We start from the raw sequence: 19,774 nt of genomic DNA on the forward strand, positions 1-19,774 counted from the left end.
GACGTCAGTCGGTGGCGATGGGGAAGGCGTGCGTGTGCACGCGGATCGTGGCGGTGCCGGGGTCGTCCGCGTCGGCGGCCCGGTCGCGGTAGGTGTCGATCAACTCGTGCATCCTGCCGATGAGTTCGCGGGTCAGCTCCGGGGTCAGCCGTAGCGTCGCGCTGCTCATGTCCCACACCCGGTTCCACTCCTCGGGCCAGGAGCCGCGGTCGCCCAGCCAGGTCGACAGGTCCCGGGTCTGGCCGGTCGCGACCTCGTGCAGATACATGTCGGCCGCGCCGCGTACGGCCGGGTCGGAGTCCGTGAGCAGTTCGTCGTCGAAGGACAGCCCGTGGTGGGCCGCCTTCCACCACCGTTCCCGTCCCTTGCCCCGCTCGGGGTCGTCCTCGACGAAGCCGTGGGCGGCGAGCTGGCGCAGGTGGTAGCTGGTGGCGCCGCTGGACTCGCCCAGCCGTTCCGCGAGTTGTGAGGCGGTGGCCGGACCGTGCCGGCGCAAGGCGTTGAGCAGCTCCATGCGCAGGGGATGCGCGAGTCCGCGCAGCGAACGGGCGTCGAGCTTGCGTACCTCGGGCTGTTCCGGCATGCGTACAAAGGTAGCCTTGCAAAGGCTCCTTTGCAACGGGTCCTTTGTAAGTCGGCGCCCCGGGGAGGCTACTTGACGAACCCCTCCTTCTTCATCCAGTCCAGGGCCACCTGGTGGGGATCCTCTCCGTCGACGTCCACCTTGGCGTTGAGGTCCTGGGCCACCGTGTTGTCCAGCTTCTTCGTCACCGGGTCGATGACCTTCGCGATCGCCGGCCACTTCTTCAGCGTCTTGGAGTTGATCACGGGGGCCGCGTTGTAGTTGGGGAAGAACTTCTTGTCGTCGGCCATCACCACCAGGTTCATGGACTTGATGCGCCCGTCGGTGGTGAACACCTCCCCGTAGGTGCACGTCCCCTTCTGGACCTGGGTGTAGATGATCCCGGTGTCCATCTGCGTGATCCGCGACGCCGAGATGGACATCCCGTACGCCTTCTCCATGCCGGGCAGCCCGTCCGCCCGGTTGGCGAACTCGCTCTCCACGCAGAGCGTCACGGCCTTCGGGTCGGACTTCGACAGCGCGGCCACCTGCGACAGCGTCCTGGTGCCGTACTTCTTGAAGTTGGCCTGGTTCATGGCCAGCGCGTAGGTGTTGTTCAGCCGCGACGGAGGCAGCCAGGTGACGCCGTTCTTCAGGTCGGCGTCGTGCACGGCCTGCCACTGCGCCTGCGGATCGGTGATGGGCTTGCTGTTGCCCTGGTAGGTGATCCAGGCGGTGCCCGTGTACTCGTACATGGCGTCGGCGTCGCCGTTCCTGACCGCCTCGCGCGAGCCGATGGAGCCCTGGATGCCGGTGCGGTCCAGGACGTCCGCGCCGGCCGCCTCGAAGGCGATGCCCATCATCGCGCCGAGGATGAGGTTCTCGGTGAACGACTTGGACGTCACGGTGAGATGCGCGCCCTCTAGCGGCTCGCCCTGCCCGATCGACCCGGGCGAGACGTCGTCGACCATGGGGGAGCCGCTGGTGAGTCCGCACCCGGTCAGCGCGTGGCCGGTCAGTGCCGCCAGGGCCCCGGCGGTCACCAGGCGGGAGCGCTTCACGAGTCCACCTCCAGCCCTCGCGGCCGCAGCAGCACTTCCGCCAGCGAGGCCAGCCAGTCGACGAGCAGCGCCAGCGAGACGGTGAGGATCGAGCCCAGCACCAGCACCGGCATGCGCTGGTTGGTGATGCCGGTGGTGATCAGCACGCCGAGGCCGCCGCCCCCGCCGAAGGTCGCCAGGGTCGCGGTGCCGACGTTGAGGACGAGGGCCGTGCGCACACCGGCCAGGATCAGCGGGACGGCCAGCGGCAGTTCGACCTTGCGCAGCACGCCCAGCGCGGACATGCCGATCCCGCGGGCCGCCTCCAGCAGCGTCGGGTCGTTCGACTTCAGGCCCGCGATGGTGTTGGCGAGCACCGGCAGGATGGCGTAGGCGATGATGCCGATCAGAGCGGCCTTCGTGCCCGTGCCCAGCCAGATCACCAGCAGGGCGAGCAGACCGATCGCGGGGGTCGCCTGCCCCATGTTGGCGATGGCCATCGCGAACGGCGTGGCCCGGCGCAGCGAACCCCGGGTCAGCAGGATGCCGAGCGGGATGGCGATGATCAGCACGAAGAAGGTGGAGATCACCGTGAGCTGCACCTGCTGCCACAGCGCCTTCGACACCTGCCCGTTCGACAGCGCGTTCTCGGAGATCGGGTCCAGGTCCGCCTGCTGGAACCACAGCCAGGTCGCGAGCAGCAGGGCGACGAGGAAGGCGGGCAGGAAGGTCAGTTTCTGCCAGGTGAGGCGACGGCGGGGCGGCGCCGGGGACGGGGTCCTGGCCTCCGCCGGCTCGTCCTCGGCCACGCCCCCCGGCCCGGTGGTCCCGTCCGGGCCGCGGCTCTTGTCCAGGTCGGGAGTGCTCACGCCTTCGCCTCCCCGCCCGGGCCCTCCTGTTCCGCGTGCGTCTGCGCGGCCCGGGCCTCCTCCAGCTCGTGTTGTGCCTCCAGCGCCTCCAGCCGGTCGGCCTCCAGCAGTTCGTGCACGGAGTTCAGCAGCGTCTCCATGTCGACGACCCCGGTGTACTCGCCCCGCCGCCCGGTGACCGCGACCCGCCCGGTGTTGTCCGTGAGCACCGCCTCCAGCGCGTCCCGCAGGGTGGCGTCCCGGGTCACCGTGTCGCTGACCAGGGTGCCGGCCCGCGCCAGGGAGCCCCTGGCGCGCATCAGGTCCCCGCGGCGCAGCCACTTGTAGGGCCGTCCGCGCTGGTCGAGGAGCAGGATCTCGTTCGTGCCGCTGGAGCGGAGCTTGTTGAAGATGGTCTGGAGCGGGTCGTCGACGGTCACCGTCGGGTAGTCGGTGATCTCCACGTCCCGTACCCGGCTCAGGTTGAGCCGCTTCAGCGCCGCGCCCGCACCCACGAACCCGGACACGAAGTCGTCCGCGGGGTTGGTGAGGATCGCCTCCGGGGTGTCGAACTGGGCGATGTGCGAGCGTTCGCGCAGCACCGCGATCCGGTCGCCCAGCTTGATCGCCTCGTCGAAGTCGTGGGTGACGAACACGATCGTCTTGTGCAGCTCGTGCTGGAGCCGGATGAGCTCGTCCTGGAGGTGGTCGCGGGTGATCGGGTCGACCGCGCCGAACGGCTCGTCCATCAGCAGGACGGGCGGATCCGCCGCCAACGCCCGTGCCACACCCACCCGTTGCTGCTGCCCGCCGGACAGCTGGCGCGGATAGCGGCCGTGGAACTCGCCGGGGTCGAGCCCGACCAGGTCGAGCATCTCCTCCACCCGGTCCCGGATCCGGCCCTTCGGCCAGCCGATCATCTTCGGCACGAGGGCGATGTTCTGGGCGACCGTCATGTGCGGGAAGAGCCCGGAGGACTGGATCGCGTACCCGACCTTGCGGCGCAGCTTCACCGGGTCGATGTCGGTGACGTCCTCGCCGTTGATCCGGATCCGGCCGCCGCTCGGCTCGATCAGCCGGTTGATCATCTTCAGTGTGGTCGACTTCCCGCAGCCCGACGGGCCGACGAAGATGACGGTCTCGCCCGCCTTGATCTCCATGGTGACGTTGTCGACGGCGGGGTTGGGGCTGCCCGGATAGCGCTTGGTGAGATTCACCAGCTCGATCGTCGCGCCGTGGGCGCCGTCCCCGGACTCGGTCTCAGACACGGATCCCCCTGGGAATCGTCAGCCGTCCGATGAGGACGTACACGGCGTCGAACAGCAGGGCCAGGACGATGATCCCGAGCGTGCCCGCCAGGACCTGGTTGAGCGCGTTCTTGCTGCCGAGCGAGGCGATGCCCCGGAAGATCTCGTTGCCGAGGCCGGGCCCGGAGGCGTACGCGGCGATGGCGGCGATGCCCATCAGCATCTGCGTCGAGACCCGGATCCCGGTCAGGATCGGCGGCCAGGCCAGCGGCAGCTCGACCCGCAGCAGCCGCATCGTCCCGGACATCCCGATGCCCTTGGCCGCGTCCACGAGTGTGGGATCGACGCCGCGCAGCCCCACGATCGCGTTGCGCACCACCGGCAGCAGCCCGTACAGGGTCAGCGCGATGACCGTCGGCGGGACGCCGAGCCCCACGAGCGGGATCAGCAGACCGATCATCGCGAGCGACGGGACGGTGAGGATCGCGGAGGTGCCGAGGGTGGCGAGGTTGCCCGCCCAGCCGCTGCGGTAGGTGACGACCCCGACCACGACTCCCAGCAGGGTCGCCATGACCATGCACTGGAAGACGACGCTGGCGTGCTGGTAGGCGTCGGTGAGCAGCTGCTGGTGACGGCTGCCGACGTACTCCCAGAAGCTCACACGCCCTCACCGCCCCATGTCGACCAGATCCGGACCAGCTCCGGGCCAGGTCCGCTGGGTCAGGGCCTGTCCCGGTCGTCCTCGGCGGCCTGCTCCACCAGCGGGATGATCCGCAGCGGAACGGGGTTCTCCATCACGATCGCGGTGGAGGCCCGGACAATGCCATCAAAACCGACAACCAGGTCGATCACCCGCTGGAGATCGGCGTTGGAACGGGCCACCAGCCGGCACAGCATGTCCCCGCTGCCGGTGGTGGTGTGCAGCTCCAGCACCTCCGGCACGGACCCCAAGTGGGCTCGCACGTCGGCTCCTTGCCCCTGCCGGATCTGCAGCGTGGCGAACGCCGTGACCGGGTAGCCGAGCGCCGCCGGATCGACCTCGGGGCCGAATCCCCGGATGACTCCATTCGACTGAAGCCGGTCGAGCCGCGCCTGCGCCGTCCCCCTGGCCACCCCCAACCGCCGGGACATCTCCAGTACCCCCATGCGCGGTTCCCGGGCCAGCAGCACGATGATCCGGCCGTCCAGTCGGTCGATCGCCATACCCGCCCGCCTCCGCGATGGTCACCCTGTACAGAAAGCCCGCCGAAACCGTTGCACCGCTGAACACATTGCCCAGCGATGAAGCGAACTATTGCGCACCTTGCTGCCCGGCGCGAGGCTTCCGCTATGACGCAGACCACACACCTCACTCCCGACACCGCCCGGCAGGCCGACCCCTTCCCGGTCAAGGGAATGGACGCGGTCGTCTTCGCCGTGGGCAACGCCAAACAGGCGGCGCACTACTACTCCACCGCCTTCGGCATGAAACTGGTCGCCTACTCCGGACCGGAGAACGGCAGCCGCGAGACCGCCTCGTACGTGCTCACCAACGGCTCGGCCCGCTTCGTCCTGACCTCCGTCGTCAAGGCCTCCACCGCATGGGGCCACTTCCTCGAGCGGCACGTCGCCGAGCACGGCGACGGCGTCGTCGACCTCGCCATCGAGGTCCCCGACGCGCGGGCCGCGTACGCCTACGCCATCGAGCACGGCGCCCGCTCGGTCGCCGAGCCGTACGAGCTGAAGGACGAGTACGGCACCGTCGTCCTCGCCGCGATCGCCACCTACGGCGAGACCCGCCACACCCTCGTCGACCGCTCCGGCTACGACGGCCCCTACCTCCCCGGCTTCGCCGCCGCCGAGCCGATCGTCGAACCGCCCGCCCACCGCACCTTCCAGGCGATCGACCACTGCGTCGGCAACGTCGAACTCGGCCGGATGAACGAATGGGTCGGCTTCTACAACAAGGTCATGGGCTTCACGAACATGAAGGAGTTCGTGGGCGACGACATCGCCACCGAGTACAGCGCCCTGATGTCGAAGGTCGTCGCGGACGGCACGCTCAAGGTCAAGTTCCCGATCAACGAGCCCGCCATCGCCAAGAAGAAGTCCCAGATCGACGAGTACCTGGAGTTCTACGGCGGCGCCGGCGTCCAGCACATCGCGCTCAACACCAACGACATCGTGGAGACGGTACGGACGATGCGGGCGGCCGGGGTCCGGTTCCTCGACACCCCCGACTCCTACTACGACACCCTCGGCGAGTGGGTCGGCGACACCCGCGTCCCCGTCGACACCCTGCGCGAGCTGAAGATCCTCGCCGACCGCGACGAGGACGGCTATCTGCTGCAGATCTTCACCAAGCCGGTCCAGGACAAGCCGACCGTCTTCTTCGAGATCATCGAACGACACGGCTCGATGGGCTTCGGCAAGGGCAACTTCAAGGCCCTGTTCGAGGCGATCGAGCGCGAGCAGGAGAAGCGCGGCAACCTGTGACGGCGCTGATCACGAGCGACGTGCCGGCCGGCCGGACGGCGGTGTGAGCCCTACTCGGGCAGCTCGGCCGGGGCCGGCTCGCCGCCCAGCCGGGCCACCGCCGCCCGGGCCACCGGGCCGAGCAGCGGTGAGAAGTACGGGTTGATCTGCAAGGCCTCCCGGAGGTGACGCCGGGCCGGCCCCGGCATCGCCAGCCGCCGCTCGATCATGCCCCGGTGGTACATGTACGGCGCGCTGTGCACGGCGCCCCCGTGCACCCGGTCGGTCGCGATCACGGCGAACCTCAGCGCCTCCTTGTCGTTCCCGGCCCGGTGCAGCGCCCAGCCCAGCGCGTCCGCGACCGCGATCCCCGGCTGCTGCCGCCACTCGGCCCGCAGCCGCCGTACCGCCGAGGCCGGATCCCCGTGGTCCGCCTCGAACCGGCCGAGCACCAACGCCCCGTCCACCCCGCCCGCCGCGTCCTGACGGACCCGCGCCCGCAGCAGGTCGTACTGCACCCGCGCCGCCTGCGTGAGCCCCAGCGACTCGTACAGCTCGCCCAGCTCCAGCGCGTACTGCGGCGACGGCTGCTTGGCGAGCGCCACCTGGTACGCGTTCAGCGCCTCCGAGGACCGCCCCAGAGCCGCCAGCGCCCGCCCCTGGCCGGCCTGCGCGGCCCGCTGGTCGGGGTCGATCCTGACCGCCTCCTGGAAGTGCCGCAGGGCGTCCGCCCGCTCACCGCGCTCCCAGGCCAGCTGCCCCGCCCGCTCCAGCCAGGCCGCCTGCTCGGCGGGGGAGGAGGCGCCGGCCGCCGCGTCGGCCAGCGCGGCCTGCGCGTCCTCGCGCCAGCCCCGGTCCCAGTAGACGCCCGCCGCCCGGGCCCGCACGGCGGGACCGGAGTGCAGCGCCGTCAGCGAGTCGAGGGCCTTGCGGGCCTTCTTGTAGTCGCCGACCCCGGTGTACGCGTCGATGAGCTGCGGATACGTCGTCCAGCGCTTCGGCGCCAGCTTGCGCGCGGCCTCGCCCCAGGACACGGCCCCCCGGAAGTCGCGGCGGGCGTTCGCCAGCGCGGCCAGACCGTCGAGGGCCTCGGCGTTGGCCTTCGGGCGCACCTTCAGCGAGGTCCGCAGTGCCTGCTCGGCCTTCGGGTACAGGACGGCGGCGTCGGCGGTGCGCCGGCCCTGCTCGACATAGGCCGCGCCCAGCACCGCCCAGGACCGCGCGTCCCGTGGATGCGCCCGCACCCGGCTCTCGCGCTCGCCGATCAGCACCGCCAGATCCGGCAGCGCGGCCGGCACCCCCGTACGGACCGCGGTGCCCGCCTGCGCCCCCGGGGCCGCCGCGGACGCCCGCCGCACCGCGGGCTCCTCACCGGGCAGGCACAGCAGCACCCCGCCGCCCAGCGCGAGGCACCCCACGAGCGAGCCGACGAGCAGCCGCCGACGCGGCCGGGAAACCTTGCCGGCCGCCGCGGGAGCCGCGTCGTCCGCGGCGGCCTCCTCGGGGGCGGCGCGCTCTTCGGGGGCGCGCTCCGCGTTCTCCATGGCGCTGTTCTCCATGGCGTTCACTGTGCGTCAGTACGACGACCGTACGACGTCAGCCGAAGGGCCGGGCGGACGGGGTTCACACCGATGGCCCCGGGTGCGAACCTGTGATCATGAGCCGTCACCTCGTCGACCGTCTGCTCGTCGGCCTGCCCGCCGAGGCCGTCCTCACCGACCCGGACATCACGGGTTCCTACGCCAACGACATGGCCAGTTTCTGTCCGGCCGGCACCCCCGCCGTGGTGGTGCTGCCGCGCACCGTCGAAGAGGTCCAGCACGTCATGCGCACGGCGACCGAGCTGCGCGTCCCGGTCGTGCCGCAGGGCGCCCGCACCGGACTGTCCGGGGGCGCCAACGCCTCCGAGGGCTGTGTCGTCCTCTCCCTGACGAAGATGGACCGGATCGTCGAGATCAACCCGGTCGACCGGATCGCCGTCGTCGAACCGGGCGTCGTCAACGCGACCCTCTCCCGCGCGGTCAACGAACACGGCCTCTACTACCCGCCCGACCCCTCCAGCTGGGAGACGTGCACGATCGGCGGCAACATCGGCACCGCCTCGGGCGGCCTGTGCTGCGTCAAGTACGGGGTGACGGCCGAGTACGTCCTCGGCCTGGACGTCGTGCTCGCCGACGGCCGCCTGATGACCACCGGCCGCCGCACCGCGAAGGGCGTCGCCGGATACGACCTCACCCGGCTCTTCGTGGGCTCGGAGGGCTCGCTGGGGATCGTCGTCGGAGCGGTCCTCGCCCTGCGGCCGCAGCCGCCGCAGCAGCTGGTGCTGGCGGCCGAGTTCGCGTCCGGGGTCGCCGCCTGCGACGCGGTGTGCCGGATCATGGCCGGCGGACATGTGCCGTCCCTCCTCGAACTCATGGACCGTACGACGGTCGGAGCCGTCAACGACCTGACCCGCATGGGGCTCCCCGAGACCACCGAAGCCCTGCTGCTGGCCGCCTTCGACACCCCCGACCCGGCCGCCGACCTCGCCGCCGTCGGCGCGCTGTGCGAGGCGGCCGGCGCCACCCGGGTGGTCCCCGCCGACGACTTCGCCGAGTCCGAACTCCTGCTCCAGGCACGGCGGTCGTCGCTCGTCGCCCTGGAGGCCGTCAAGGGCGCGACGATGATCGACGACGTGTGCGTGCCCCGGTCCAGGCTCGGCGAGATGATCGAGGGCGTCGAGCGCATCGCGGAGAAGCACCGGCTGACCATCGGGGTCGTCGCCCACGCGGGTGACGGCAACACCCACCCCACGGTCTGCTTCGACGCGGCGGACCCCGACGAGTGCCGGCGCGCCCGCGACTCCTTCGACGAGATCATGGGCCTCGGCCTGGAACTCGGCGGCACCATCACCGGCGAGCACGGCGTGGGCGTGCTGAAGAAGGAGTGGCTGGCGCGCGAGATCGGCCCCGTGGGCGTGGAGATGCAGCGGGCGGTCAAGGCGGCCTTCGACCCGCTGGGCATCCTCAACCCGGGCAAACTGTTCTGACGCCCCCGGGGCCGGGACGAGGACCGGGACCGGGAGCCGTGTCTCACTCCCCGTCCTTGGACTCGTCCGACGGCCACGGGTCGCACAGCCACAGGTCGTCCGCGGGAGTCGGGGCGAGCAGTTCGGCCAGACCGTCGTCGATGCCGAGCTGCTCCGCCTCGGTCCCCGGGGGCACCACCCGCAGCGTCCGCTCCAGCCAGGCCGAGACCTGGGCCGCGGGCGCCTCGAGAAGGGCGTCCCCGTCGGGCGAGCTCAGTGCCATCAGCACGACGCTGCGCCCCTCCACCTTCGTCGGCCACACCCGCACGTCCCCGTGCCCGCACGGCCGGAACACGCCTTCCACCAGCAGCTCGCGGGCGAACGTCCAGTCGACCGGGTGCTCGGAGTTGATGTGGAAGGCGACGTGGACGGCGAACGGGTCGTCGCTGCGGTAGCCCAGCCGGGCCGGGACCGGGATGCTGCGCTCCGGCGACAGGATCAGCTTGAGCTCCAGCTCGCGTTCCACCACGGTGTGATGCATGTCGGTTCTCCTCTCGAGACGGACCTCGCGCGGGCCCGCGGTGGGCCCGTACGAGTGGAGAGGGGCCGGACCCGGAACCATTACGCGGGTTCGGCGGACTTTTTTCGGCGCGTTCCGGCGCCGGGCTTCGACGGGCGGTTCCGAACGTGTGAAGAGCCTGCACGGGGTTGCCCGGAAAGGGGCGGGTCCGACAGGACTGGCCATGGGGCTTGCGTCGGTCTGATAGATGTGGAGCCCCCCAACCCACCCCCGAGCAGATACGGGACGACGGACATGAGCGCCCCAACCCCGGCACCCGGCGACGACAGGCCCCGCGAGGGGTACTACCCGGACCCGTCCATCCCTGGATACGTCCGGTACTGGAACGGTGCCTCCTGGGTACCGGGCACCAGCCGGCCGGCGCCCTCCGACGGCCGACCGCTCACCTCTCCGCCCGGCTCGCCGCCGGCCTCCGTGGAGGAGACCGGCCCGCACTTCTTCGACGAGGACCCGGAACCGGCACCGGCGGACCCGTACGGCGTCCGTCCCGAGCCCGCCTCCGCGTGGGGCGCCGACCGCGCCCACCAGTCCGGCTTCGGCGGCGACCAGGACCGCCGGGTCTCCTGGGGCGCCCCGCAGGGCGCCGACCCGAGGATGCCCTCGCCCGCCCCGGCCCAGCCCGAGGGCCTGTCGACGAGTACGGACGGCACGTCCACGATCCCTCCCGCGGATCCGGCGGACGGCGCGGGCGACGGTGGCGGGGACGTGGTCTCCGGGGGCACGTTCGTCTTCCGCCGGCCCACCCCGGGCGGCGGTGCCGCCCCCGCGTCCGGTCCCGCCGGCCCGCCGGGGCTCGTCCCCGACGAGGGCACGGTGACCTTCCGCGCGCCGGCCCCGCGCGCCGGCCACCAGGACGGCGCCTCCGGTGCGCAGCCGGCGGGCACACCCGGCCCGGCGGGCAACGCGGCCGCGTTCCCCGCCGCGGCGCAGGGGCCCGCCCCCACGGCGGGGACCGGCCCCGGCGCGGCCCCCTTCGGCGCTCAGGGTCCGGTCGCGGCGCCGGCCGCTCCCGGTGCCGCCCCCGCCAAGCCCGGTTTCGGGGCCGGCAAGGCGGCCGCCGAGCGTGCGGCGGCTCAGCCCCCGGGCGTCCCGGCGCCGCAGGGCCCGGCACACGTCGCGGCTGCCGCACCGGCCCCCGCTCCCGCCCCTGTTCCGGCCCCCGCTCCCGCGCCTGCTCCGGCCCCTGCTCCCGCCCCCGCCCCGCAGGGCCCCGCGGGGTTCCCGGCCGCGCCGTCCGGTGCTCAGGCAGGTGCCCAGCCCGGTGTTCAGCCCGTCGCCCAGGCGCCCGCGTCCGCCCTCGGCCCCCGGCCGGGCGCTCCGAGCGTGCCCCAGCAGGCCGCCGGCCCACAGCCGCAGCCCCCGCAGGCCGCCGCCCAGCCGGCCGTCCCGATGGCCGCGGGGCCCGGCGGCGGGCAGCCCTCGTGGGCGCAGCAGGTGCACCGGCTCGCGGGCGCCGAGGACGGACCCGTCGCGCCCTGGAAGCCCCCGGTGGACGACATCTTCCAGGCGGCCGCCCGGCGGGCGGCCTCGGCCCGTCCCGCGGGCCTCGGCAGGCGGCTGGCCGCCCGCTTCGTCGACACGCTCGTCCTCGCGGCCGTCACCTCCGCGGCCGCCGTGCCGCTGGGGGCGAAGGCCCTCGACCACGTGACCGCGAAGGTCGACGCCGCCAAGCTCACCGGAGAGACCGTCACCGTCTGGCTGCTCGACGGCACGACGTCGGTGTACCTCGGGATCGTCCTCGCCGTGCTGCTGGTCTTCGGGATCGTCTACGAAGCCGTGCCGACCGCGAAGTGGGGCCGCACGCTGGGCAAGAAGCTGTTCGGTGTCGAGGTGCGGGACATCGAGGGCGGCGGGCCCCCGTCCTTCGGGGCGGCCCTGCGCCGCTGGCTCGTCTACAGCGTGCCGGGTCTGCTCGTCGTCGGTGTGGTGGGCGTCGTATGGGGCCTGTTCGACAGGCCGTGGCGGCAGTGCTGGCACGACAAGGCGGCGCACACGTTCGTCGCGGGGGCTTGACCGACACCCCCGTACCCCGACCCCTGTACCCCGACCTCCGTACCCCGACCCCCGCTCCCGCCCCCCGGCTCCCGCCCCCCGACCCCGCACATCGACCCCGACCCCCGCACCCGCGTACTCCCACGCCTCGGCGCTCTCGGCGCTCTCGGCGCCGTCCCCCGGACGGCCGCTCGCCGGATGCGGAGCCCGCGGGTTCGCGGTCGACTCGGGGGCATGACCACCGAACCGCCTCCCGGCTCCGGCGGCGGCGAGCCGCCGGACGACGACCCGTTCAGGAAGCGGCCCCCGCAGCAGGAGCCGCCGCAGCCCCCGTACGGCGAGGGCCGGCCCCCGTCCGGTGCGGGGCAGGGCTCGCCGTACGACGCGTCGCACGATCCGTACGGTGGTGGGTCGGGCCGGCCCCCGCCCTACGGCGGCGGCCCGTACGGCGGCGGCCCGTACGGTGGTGGTCCGCAGGGCGGCGACCCCTACGGCGGCTACCCCGCCGACCCGCTCTCCGGGATGCCCCCGCTCGCCGACAGCGGCAAGCGCACGCTGGCCCGGATCATCGACATGATCCTCGTCTTCATCGTGGTGACCCTGCTGGCCTGGGCGTTCGGGGTCGCGCAGTACACGGTGGACGCGGACGAGATCGAGTTCGGCAAGACCTTCGGGCGGGAGCTCCTCGTCGCGATCCTGTACGTCGCGTACGACACGATCCTGACCGCCAAGTCCGGCCAGACACTGGGCAAGAAGTGGCTCGGCCTGCGCGTGGCCAACCTCGACAACGGCTCCACGCCCTCCGCCCAGACCTCGCTGATCCGCGCCCTGGTGCTGTGGGTGCCGTTCGCGTTCTGCTGCGCCTGTGTGTGGACGGCGATCTGCGGCGGCTGGAGCTTCTTCGACAAGCCCTACAAGCAGGGTCTGCACGACAAGGCGGCCAAGACGGTGGTGGTCAGCACGCGGTGAGCCGGCCGCGCGCACGACGAAGGGCCCGCGCCACGAGGCGTGGGCCCTTCGTCGTGCGCTTGAGTGTCAGGGTGCCGTGGGCTCCCGGACGGGCTCGGGTGCCGAGGCGACCGAAGCCGGGACCGTCGCGTGCAGGGGGGCGCGCGCGGCGGGAACGGTGACGGGCTCGGGCCGGCCCGCGGGCACGCTCGCCGTGGAGCGGGCCGCGGGTCGGATCACGGAACGGGGCGTCGAGCGGGCCACGGGGGCACGCGACGGCTTCGGTACCGGCACCGTCATGGCGACGAGCACCCCGAGCGCGACCGCGGCGACGACGACGACCGCGATCCCGGGGCCCGAACTCGTCTGTGACAGCAGCAGCATGGCGAGCGTCGAGCAGATGACGGTGCAGGAACCGTACGTGAGCTGTGCGACAGTCGGACGAGGCATGGCAATCGGTGTCCTCGGAAGCGGGGGCGGTCTCGACTCTATTCGCCTGCATGCCCGAGCGGGACGAACGGTAAGCGTGACCTAACCCACGGTGCCGGTGCACAGGGGGCGCACGGAGTCATGGCGTCCATCAAGTGGACCGTCCCGCGCGCCTGTCGGGGCCTCCGCAACGTTACAGTCATATGTCCGCAATGCGAACACCCGCTCCCAATAATGCAGTTGACTTGTCCAAGTCAAGGTCTGTCTTTTCTCGTAAACCAGTAGTCAAATGGCGTCACTTGACTACACGCGTATAACAGCGCGCGGACCTTCCTTGACAGGGATCCCCCCTTTCCGCGCGTCCGGACGCGTGCGTGGGAGGACATCAAGTGACCAGTAGATCCTGGACGTTCAGGACGGCCGCCACGGTCGTCGCCCTTGCGGCGGCCTCGGCGACGTTCTCGACGTTCGCCGTGGCACAGGCCGCCGACAACACCTCGGCGAAGGCCCCGGCGGTGGACCGGCAGGACCCGCAGCCGGCCAAGGCCAAGGAGCACGACTTCGACGGCCCGCTCAGCAAGACCCAGGAGGCGCAGCGAGAGGAGGCTCTCCAGCAGGTCATATCCGGCGAGGCGTCGGTCAAGGACCGGGACGGCTCGAAGGTCGTCCAGCTCAAGAGCCGGAAGGGCGACAGCAAGTACGTCGAGCTCGGCCGCGAGAAGACCGACAAGATCTTCACGATCCTCGTCGAGTTCGGCGACCAGGTCGACAGCCGCTACGGCGGCACGGCCGGCCCGCTGCACAACCAGATAGCCGCGCCGGACCGCAGCAAGGACAACTCCACCGCCTGGCAGGCGGACTACAACCAGAAGCACTTCCAGGAGCTGTACTTCGGCACCGGCAAGAACACCGAGTCGCTCAAGAAGTACTACGAGAAGCAGTCCTCGGGCCGCTACTCGGTCGAGGGCGAGGTGACCGACTGGGTCAAGGTCCCTTACAACGAGGCCCGGTACGGCTCCAACAGCGCCTCCACCGGCGCCTGGTACGCGGTCCAGGACGGCGTGACCGCGTGGGTCGCCGAGCGTGAGGCGGCCGGCGCCACCGCCGCCGAGATCAAGGCGGAGCTGGCCGAGTTCGACCAGTGGGACCGCTACGACTACGACGGCGACGGCGACTTCAACGAGTCCGACGGCTACATCGACCACTTCCAGATCGTGCACGCCGGCGAGGACGAGTCCGCGGGCGGCGGCGCCCAGGGCGCGGACGCCATCTGGGCCCACCGCTGGTACGCCTTCGGCACCGACGCCGGCTCCACCGGCCCGGACACCAACAAGCTCGGCGGCACCCAGGTCGGTGACACCGGCATCTGGGTCGGCGACTACACCATCCAGCCGGAGAACGGCGGACTCGGCGTCTACGCGCACGAGTACGGCCACGACCTCGGTCTGCCGGACGAGTACGACACCTCCGGCGGCGGCGAGAACTCCACCGGGTTCTGGACCCTGATGTCCTCCGGTTCCTGGCTCGGCACCGGCAAGGAGGCCATCGGCAACCTTCCCGGCGACATGAACGCCTGGGACAAGCTCCAGCTGGGCTGGCTGGACTACGACGTCGCCAAGGCGGGCGTGAAGTCCACCCACACACTCGGCGTCGCGGAGTACAACACCAAGAACGCCCAGGCCCTCGTGGTCCAGTTGCCGGAGAAGGAGGTCACCACCGAGGTGGTCGCCCCGGCCCAGGGCGCCACGCAGTGGTGGAGCGGCAGCGGTGACGACCTGCGCAACACCCTGACCCGCGCGGTCGACCTGACCGGCAAGTCGTCGGCCTCGCTGTCCCTGGACGGCTGGTGGGACATCGAGCAGGACTACGACTACCTGTACACCGAGGTCTCCACCGACGGCGCCAACTGGACGCCGGTCGACGGCACTCTGGCCGACGGCAGCGCCGTCCCGCGCGACGGCAGCGGCAAGCCCGCCCTCACCGGCACGGTCGACGCCTACCAGAAGCTGACCTTCCCGCTGAACGCCTACGCGGGCCAGAAGATCAGCGTCCGCTTCCGTTACGCCACCGACGGCGGCGTGGCCCAGAAGGGCTTCGCGGCCGACGAGATCACGGTCACGGCGGACGGCGCCACGCTCTTCGCGGACAACGCGGAGACCGCGGACGCGGCTTGGACGGCGGCCGGCTTCTCCCGCATCGGCGCGTCCATCACGGACGACTACGCCCAGTACTACATCGCCGAGAACCGCCAGTACGTGTCGTACGACAAGACCCTCAAGGTCGGCCCGTACAACTTCGGCTTCTCGACGACCCGTCCGGACTGGGTGGAGCACTACCCGTACCAGAACGGTCTGCTGATCTGGAAGTGGGACACCTCGCAGGCGGACGACAACACCAGCCAGCACCCGGGTGAGGGCCTGATCCTCCCGATCGACTCGAACCCGACCGCGCTGAAGTGGGCCGACGGCTCCGTGATGAACGCCCGTCTGCAGAGCTTCGACTCGCCCTTCAGCCTGTACCGCACCGACGCGATCACGCTGCACAGGGCGGACGTCGCGGTCAAGATCAAGTCGCGTCCGGGTGTCCCGGTCTTCGACGACGGCAAGTCGACGTACTCCGACGCGGCGACCCCGCTCGCGGGCGTCAAGGTCACTGACACCAACACCTCGATCAAGATCGTCAATGAGGCCGTCAATGGCTCGACGATCAAGGTGAAGGTTGGTCCGTCGACCAAGTAGTCGACGTTTCAGCAGGTCAGACGCGTATCGGCGGCAACCCCTAGCGGGTTGCCGCCGATCGTGTTTAGGTGCCTCCTGTGCCCTTCTTATTGACACCGACAGTGACGCCGACCTCCGTGAAGGCCTCGGCGACGACCTCGATACCGACTCGCACGGGGGTGTGACCGCATGGCCGCAGGAGGCTTCTGCAAGCTGCCCGACGGCATGGTGGTGGTGGCGCTGAACCTGCCCAGCCCCACCGCCCGGGAGGGCCTGCCGGGCCCCTCCGCGGACGTCCGCGTGCTGGTCCACGCACACAACCGGGCACGGGCCCTGACCAGGCTCCGCAATCTCGGCCTGCGCGCCGTCTACCTGCGCGGCAACGCGGCACCACCCACCCCGGACGAGGTCACGGCGGTGCTCCACCACCCGGACGGCCTGATCTGGCGCACGGCCCCTGACAACGGTGTCCCGATCGGCGTCGTCGTACCGGAGCTGTGGCGCCCCATCCGGTCGCTGCTGCGGGGCGCGGCCGCGGCGTAGGCGGGGGCGTGGGCGGGGGCTTAGGCGGGGGCGCGGACGGCGCCTCAGTACGCCTCGACCACCCGCACGTCCTCCTCCGTGACCACCGCGTCCACGATGCGGAACGAGCGGAACTGGAACTCGCCCCCGCCGTCCGTGTCCGCCGTCGACACCAGCACGTAGTGCGCGCCCGGCTCGTTCGCGTACGAGATGTCCGTGCGGGACGGGTACGCCTCCGTCGCCGTGTGGGAGTGGTAGATGATCACCGGATCCTCGTCGCGGTCGTCCAGCTCGCGGTAGAGCTTGAACAGGTCGCCCGAGTCGAACTCGTAGAACGTGGGGGACATGGCCGCGTTCAGCATCGGGATGAAGCGCTCCGGGCGGTCCGAGCCCGCCGGGCCCGCGACCACGCCGCACGCCTCGTCGGGGTGGTCCTTGCGGGCGTGGGCGACGATCTGGTCGTGCAGGGCCTGGGTGATGGTCAGCATGGTCGCCAGGATAAGCAAAGGGGCCGTCCCGTACCGAGGAGTGGTACGGAACGGCCCGCATCGCGGACGTCCTGAGCGGCTGCGGCAGGGGGCGCCACGAGTGCTCCCTGCGGCCGGACGTCCCGGGGATGGTCGACGGGTCGGTCAGCCGACCTTCTCGAACTCCGGCTCGCGCCGGTCGGTGATCTCCGGGTTGCGGCCCTTCAGGACCGCCCAGCCGATGCCGAGCGCGACCGCCCAGCCCGCCATCACGTACAGGCAGATCCGGGAGTCGGCGTCGTACGCGATCAGGCCGGTGACGAAGAGCAGGAAGACGATGGCCACCCAGCTGAACGCCGAGCCGCCCGGGGCCGGGAAGGACGAGGCGGGCAGCCGACCCGCGACGACCGCGCGGCGGTAGAGGACGTGGCTGATCAGGATCATCAGCCAGGTCCAGATGCCGGCCGCGGTGGCCACCGAGGTGACGTAGCCGAAGGCCTTCTCCGGGACGACGTAGTTCAGGATCACGCCGATGCCCATGAACAGGACCGAGACCGTGATGCCGAAGGCCGGGGTCTTGGTCGACGACAGCTTCCGGAAGACCGCGGGGGCCTCGCCGCTGTCGGCCAGGTTCCGCAGCATGCGGCCCGTGGAGTACATGCCCGAGTTGCAGGAGGACAGGGCCGCCGTCAGCACGACGAAGTTCACGATGCCGGCGCCCGCGGGGATGCCGATCTTCGCGAACGCCTCGACGAACGGGCTCACGCCCGGCGCGAACTCCGTCCACTTCACGACGCAGAGGATGACCGTGAGCGCGCCGACGTAGAACAGCGCGATGCGCCACGGCAGGGTGTTGATCGCCTTCGGCAGGGTCTTCTCCGGGTCCTGCGACTCGCCCGCCGTGACACCGACCAGCTCGACGGCGAGGTAGGCGAACATGACGCCCTGGAGGGTCATCAGGGACGAGCCGACGCCCTTGGGGAAGAAGCCGTCGAAGGCCCACAGGTTGGAGACCGCGGCCGTGTCGCCGGCGCTGCTGAAGCCGAACGTGAGGACGCCGAGGCCGATGACGATCATTCCGATGAGCGCGGTGACCTTCACCATCGAGAACCAGAACTCCAGCTCACCGAAGAGCTTCACGGAGATCAGGTTGACCCCGAAGAGGATCACCAGGAAGACCAGCGCGGTCACCCACTGGGGGACGGCCGGGAACCAGTAGTTGACGTAGATCGCGGCGGCCGTCAGCTCGGCCATACCGGTCACGACCCACATCAGCCAGTACGTCCAGCCGGTGAAGTAGCCGAAGAACGGGCCGAGGAACTCGCGCGAGTACTCCGCGAAGGAGCCCGAGACCGGGCGGTAGAGGAGCAGCTCGCCCAGCGCCCGCATGATGAAGAAGATGATCCCGCCCGCGAGGGCGTACATGAGGATGAGACTGGGACCGGCCTTGGCGATGTTCGCCCCGGCGCCCAGGAAGAGCCCGACGCCGATGGCGCCGCCGATGGCGATCATCTGGACCTGGCGGCTGCCGAGTCCGCGCTCGTACCCCTCTTCGGGAGTGTCAGTGACAGCGGTGTCAGTGACCTTCTCAGAGGTCATGTGTGGTGCGCCTTTCTCCATGCCGAACCGGGCCTCTCGTCGGCCTCGGATCGGGTTTCGATCCCCCCGGATTGATGGAGCGATGCCTGGCCGGCGATCAACCGGCTCGGTGGCGCACCCGGCCGAACATACGGGTGGTGTTCGCCGGGCGGTCGTGAAGATTTATCACGCCCGCAATATTGATCAGCCGGACGGTCTGTGGCGCACGACACAAGAAGAAGCGGATGAACGAGACACAAAGAGGACACTCCCGGCCGTCGCGTTGACGCGATCGTTATCCGGATTTGAGCGTCCTCTGAGCGAACAAAAATGCGCACGAACCACTGCATAAGGGCTGTACGAAGGGCTGCGCGAAGGGCTGTGCGGCTCGGCTGCGCGGAAGGGCTACGGCAGGAGGGTCGTCACGAGGGTCTCCTGGAGGCCGCCCAGCCACAGGTACGCCATCACCATCGGCTTGCGCGGGTCCTCGTCCGGCAGCCGGTAGAGGAGGTCGGTGTCGTCCTCGTCGGTGATCTCCAGACGGGAGCCGATCGCGAGCCGCAGGTCGTTCAGCGCGCGGAGCCACTGCTGGGACTCCTGCGGCGTCAGCTTCAGCACCGCCCCGCCCGCCCCGGCCGCCTCGGAGGCCAGCGCGTCCAGCGAGCGGACCACCGCGAGGGCGTTCTCGCGCTTGCCGGCCCGCAGGTCGTTCTCGGTGTAGCGGCGGAACTCGGCGGAGTGCGCCTTCTGCTCGTCCGCCCGCGCGGGTCCCGGGGTGCCCTCCGGGTCGGTGTAGGCGTCCGGGAAGAGGCGGCGCAGCACCGGGTCGGCGGGGGGCTCGCTCGGCCCCTCGGCGAAGAGCTCGGCGAGCGGGTCGTCGGGGGCGTCCTCGGCGGGGCCGGGGCCGATGAGCTCGAGGAGCTGCACGGCCAGCGACCGGATGATGGAGATCTCGACGTCGTCGAGTGCGACGGCCGCGCCGCCGCCGGGGAGCGGTTCGAAGTGTCCAGGCATAGGAGGGCAGGCTACTTCCGGTCCTGCTGCAGGGTGGCCCACAGGCCGTAACCGTGCATGGCCTGCACGTCGCGTTCCATCTCCTCGCGCGAGCCGCTGGAGACGACCGCCCGGCCCTTGTGGTGGACGTCCATCATGAGCTTCGTGGCCTTGTCCTTGGTGTACCCGAAGTACGACTGGAAGACGTACGTCACGTAGCTCATGAGGTTGACCGGGTCGTTGTGGACGATCGTGACCCACGGGACGTCCGGCTCGGGTACGGCGAAGACCTCCTCCGCCGACTCGGTGCGTTCGATCTCAAGGGGAGCGGGTGACGTCACAAGCCCCATGCTGCCACGCATCCGGGAAATCGTCACACCGACGAAAAGG

19 protein-coding genes are annotated in these 19,774 nt (G+C 70.9%); 6 read left to right on the forward strand and 13 right to left on the reverse strand.

Features of this window, described 5'->3' with window-relative positions:
* Positions 1–4 precede the first annotated feature (4 nt).
* The 6 genes from ABT070_RS26435 to ABT070_RS26460 form a co-directional block, all read right to left on the reverse strand.
* Complete coding sequence (locus ABT070_RS26435) at positions 5–583, reverse strand: ArsR/SmtB family transcription factor (RefSeq protein WP_351764347.1); 579 nt, start codon at positions 581–583, stop codon at positions 5–7.
* 68 nt (positions 584–651) lie between these two features.
* Entirely contained in the window at positions 652–1,623 is a 972-nt protein-coding gene (locus tag ABT070_RS26440) for a glycine betaine ABC transporter substrate-binding protein (RefSeq protein WP_351764348.1), read from the reverse strand.
* Entirely contained in the window at positions 1,620–2,411 is a 792-nt protein-coding gene (locus ABT070_RS26445) for an ABC transporter permease (RefSeq protein ID WP_351764432.1), read from the reverse strand. Before ABT070_RS26445 ends, ABT070_RS26440 begins: the two co-directional genes overlap by 4 nt.
* Before the next feature lie 56 nt (positions 2,412–2,467).
* On the reverse strand, positions 2,468–3,718 hold the full coding sequence (locus ABT070_RS26450) for a betaine/proline/choline family ABC transporter ATP-binding protein (RefSeq protein WP_351764349.1): 1,251 nt from the start codon (positions 3,716–3,718) through the stop codon (positions 2,468–2,470).
* A complete protein-coding gene (locus ABT070_RS26455; RefSeq protein ID WP_351764350.1) occupies positions 3,711–4,358 on the reverse strand; it encodes an ABC transporter permease in 648 nt (215 codons plus the stop codon). Before ABT070_RS26455 ends, ABT070_RS26450 begins: the two co-directional genes overlap by 8 nt.
* A gap of 59 nt (positions 4,359–4,417) precedes the next feature.
* Positions 4,418–4,900, reverse strand: a complete 483-nt coding sequence (locus tag ABT070_RS26460; RefSeq protein WP_351764351.1) for an Lrp/AsnC family transcriptional regulator — start codon at positions 4,898–4,900, stop codon at positions 4,418–4,420.
* A gap of 126 nt (positions 4,901–5,026) precedes the next feature.
* Between ABT070_RS26460 and hppD the strand changes: the two genes are divergently transcribed.
* Positions 5,027–6,172, forward strand: a complete 1,146-nt coding sequence (gene hppD / locus ABT070_RS26465; RefSeq protein WP_351764352.1) for a 4-hydroxyphenylpyruvate dioxygenase — start codon at positions 5,027–5,029, stop codon at positions 6,170–6,172.
* 50 nt (positions 6,173–6,222) lie between these two features.
* Here the strand turns inward: hppD and ABT070_RS26470 are convergent, their stop codons facing one another.
* Positions 6,223–7,710 (reverse strand): tetratricopeptide repeat protein, encoded by a 1,488-nt coding sequence (locus ABT070_RS26470; RefSeq protein ID WP_351764353.1) that lies wholly within the window; start codon positions 7,708–7,710, stop codon positions 6,223–6,225.
* Positions 7,711–7,808: 98 nt separating this feature from the next.
* Here ABT070_RS26470 and ABT070_RS26475 point away from each other — a divergent pair, with 98 nt between their 5' ends.
* On the forward strand, positions 7,809–9,179 hold the full coding sequence (locus tag ABT070_RS26475; RefSeq protein WP_351764354.1) for an FAD-binding oxidoreductase: 1,371 nt from the start codon (positions 7,809–7,811) through the stop codon (positions 9,177–9,179).
* A gap of 43 nt (positions 9,180–9,222) precedes the next feature.
* On the opposite strand, the gene ABT070_RS26480 is transcribed toward ABT070_RS26475, so the two are convergent.
* On the reverse strand, positions 9,223–9,699 hold the full coding sequence (locus tag ABT070_RS26480; RefSeq protein WP_351764355.1) for an SsgA family sporulation/cell division regulator: 477 nt from the start codon (positions 9,697–9,699) through the stop codon (positions 9,223–9,225).
* A 273-nt stretch (positions 9,700–9,972) separates the two neighbouring features.
* On the opposite strand from ABT070_RS26480, the gene ABT070_RS26485 reads away from it, so the two are divergent.
* Both ABT070_RS26485 and ABT070_RS26490 read left to right on the forward strand, forming a co-directional pair.
* On the forward strand, positions 9,973–11,751 hold the full coding sequence (locus ABT070_RS26485; protein ID WP_351764356.1) for an RDD family protein: 1,779 nt from the start codon (positions 9,973–9,975) through the stop codon (positions 11,749–11,751).
* A 213-nt stretch (positions 11,752–11,964) separates the two neighbouring features.
* Positions 11,965–12,699 (forward strand): RDD family protein, encoded by a 735-nt coding sequence (locus tag ABT070_RS26490; RefSeq protein ID WP_351764357.1) that lies wholly within the window; start codon positions 11,965–11,967, stop codon positions 12,697–12,699.
* A 66-nt stretch (positions 12,700–12,765) separates the two neighbouring features.
* Here the strand turns inward: ABT070_RS26490 and ABT070_RS26495 are convergent, their stop codons facing one another.
* Positions 12,766–13,128 carry a hypothetical protein gene (locus tag ABT070_RS26495; protein WP_351764358.1) on the reverse strand — a complete coding sequence of 121 codons (363 nt, stop codon included), beginning with the start codon at positions 13,126–13,128 and terminating at the stop codon, positions 12,766–12,768.
* Positions 13,129–13,496: 368 nt separating this feature from the next.
* On the opposite strand from ABT070_RS26495, the gene ABT070_RS26500 reads away from it, so the two are divergent.
* Both ABT070_RS26500 and ABT070_RS26505 read left to right on the forward strand, forming a co-directional pair.
* Positions 13,497–15,845: an immune inhibitor A domain-containing protein gene (locus tag ABT070_RS26500; protein WP_351764359.1), complete on the forward strand. Its 2,349-nt coding sequence runs from the start codon at positions 13,497–13,499 to the stop codon at positions 15,843–15,845.
* 168 nt (positions 15,846–16,013) lie between these two features.
* Positions 16,014–16,367: a hypothetical protein gene (locus tag ABT070_RS26505; protein ID WP_351764360.1), complete on the forward strand. Its 354-nt coding sequence runs from the start codon at positions 16,014–16,016 to the stop codon at positions 16,365–16,367.
* A 44-nt stretch (positions 16,368–16,411) separates the two neighbouring features.
* On the opposite strand, the gene ABT070_RS26510 is transcribed toward ABT070_RS26505, so the two are convergent.
* The 4 genes from ABT070_RS26510 to clpS all read right to left on the reverse strand — a co-directional run bounded on the left by ABT070_RS26510 (position 16,412) and on the right by clpS (position 19,734).
* Positions 16,412–16,834: a M67 family metallopeptidase gene (locus tag ABT070_RS26510; protein WP_351764361.1), complete on the reverse strand. Its 423-nt coding sequence runs from the start codon at positions 16,832–16,834 to the stop codon at positions 16,412–16,414.
* 144 nt (positions 16,835–16,978) lie between these two features.
* Positions 16,979–18,412 carry an amino acid permease gene (locus ABT070_RS26515; protein WP_351764362.1) on the reverse strand — a complete coding sequence of 478 codons (1,434 nt, stop codon included), beginning with the start codon at positions 18,410–18,412 and terminating at the stop codon, positions 16,979–16,981.
* A gap of 384 nt (positions 18,413–18,796) precedes the next feature.
* Positions 18,797–19,405, reverse strand: coding sequence for a DUF2017 domain-containing protein (locus ABT070_RS26520; RefSeq protein WP_351764363.1), 609 nt, complete (start codon positions 19,403–19,405; stop codon positions 18,797–18,799).
* A gap of 11 nt (positions 19,406–19,416) precedes the next feature.
* Entirely contained in the window at positions 19,417–19,734 is a 318-nt protein-coding gene (gene clpS, locus ABT070_RS26525) for an ATP-dependent Clp protease adapter ClpS (RefSeq protein ID WP_351764433.1), read from the reverse strand.
* Positions 19,735–19,774: the final 40 nt, after the last annotated feature.

It is taken from the genome of Streptomyces sp. NPDC002884 (assembly GCF_040295245.1).
Lineage (GTDB): Bacteria > Actinomycetota > Actinomycetes > Streptomycetales > Streptomycetaceae > Streptomyces.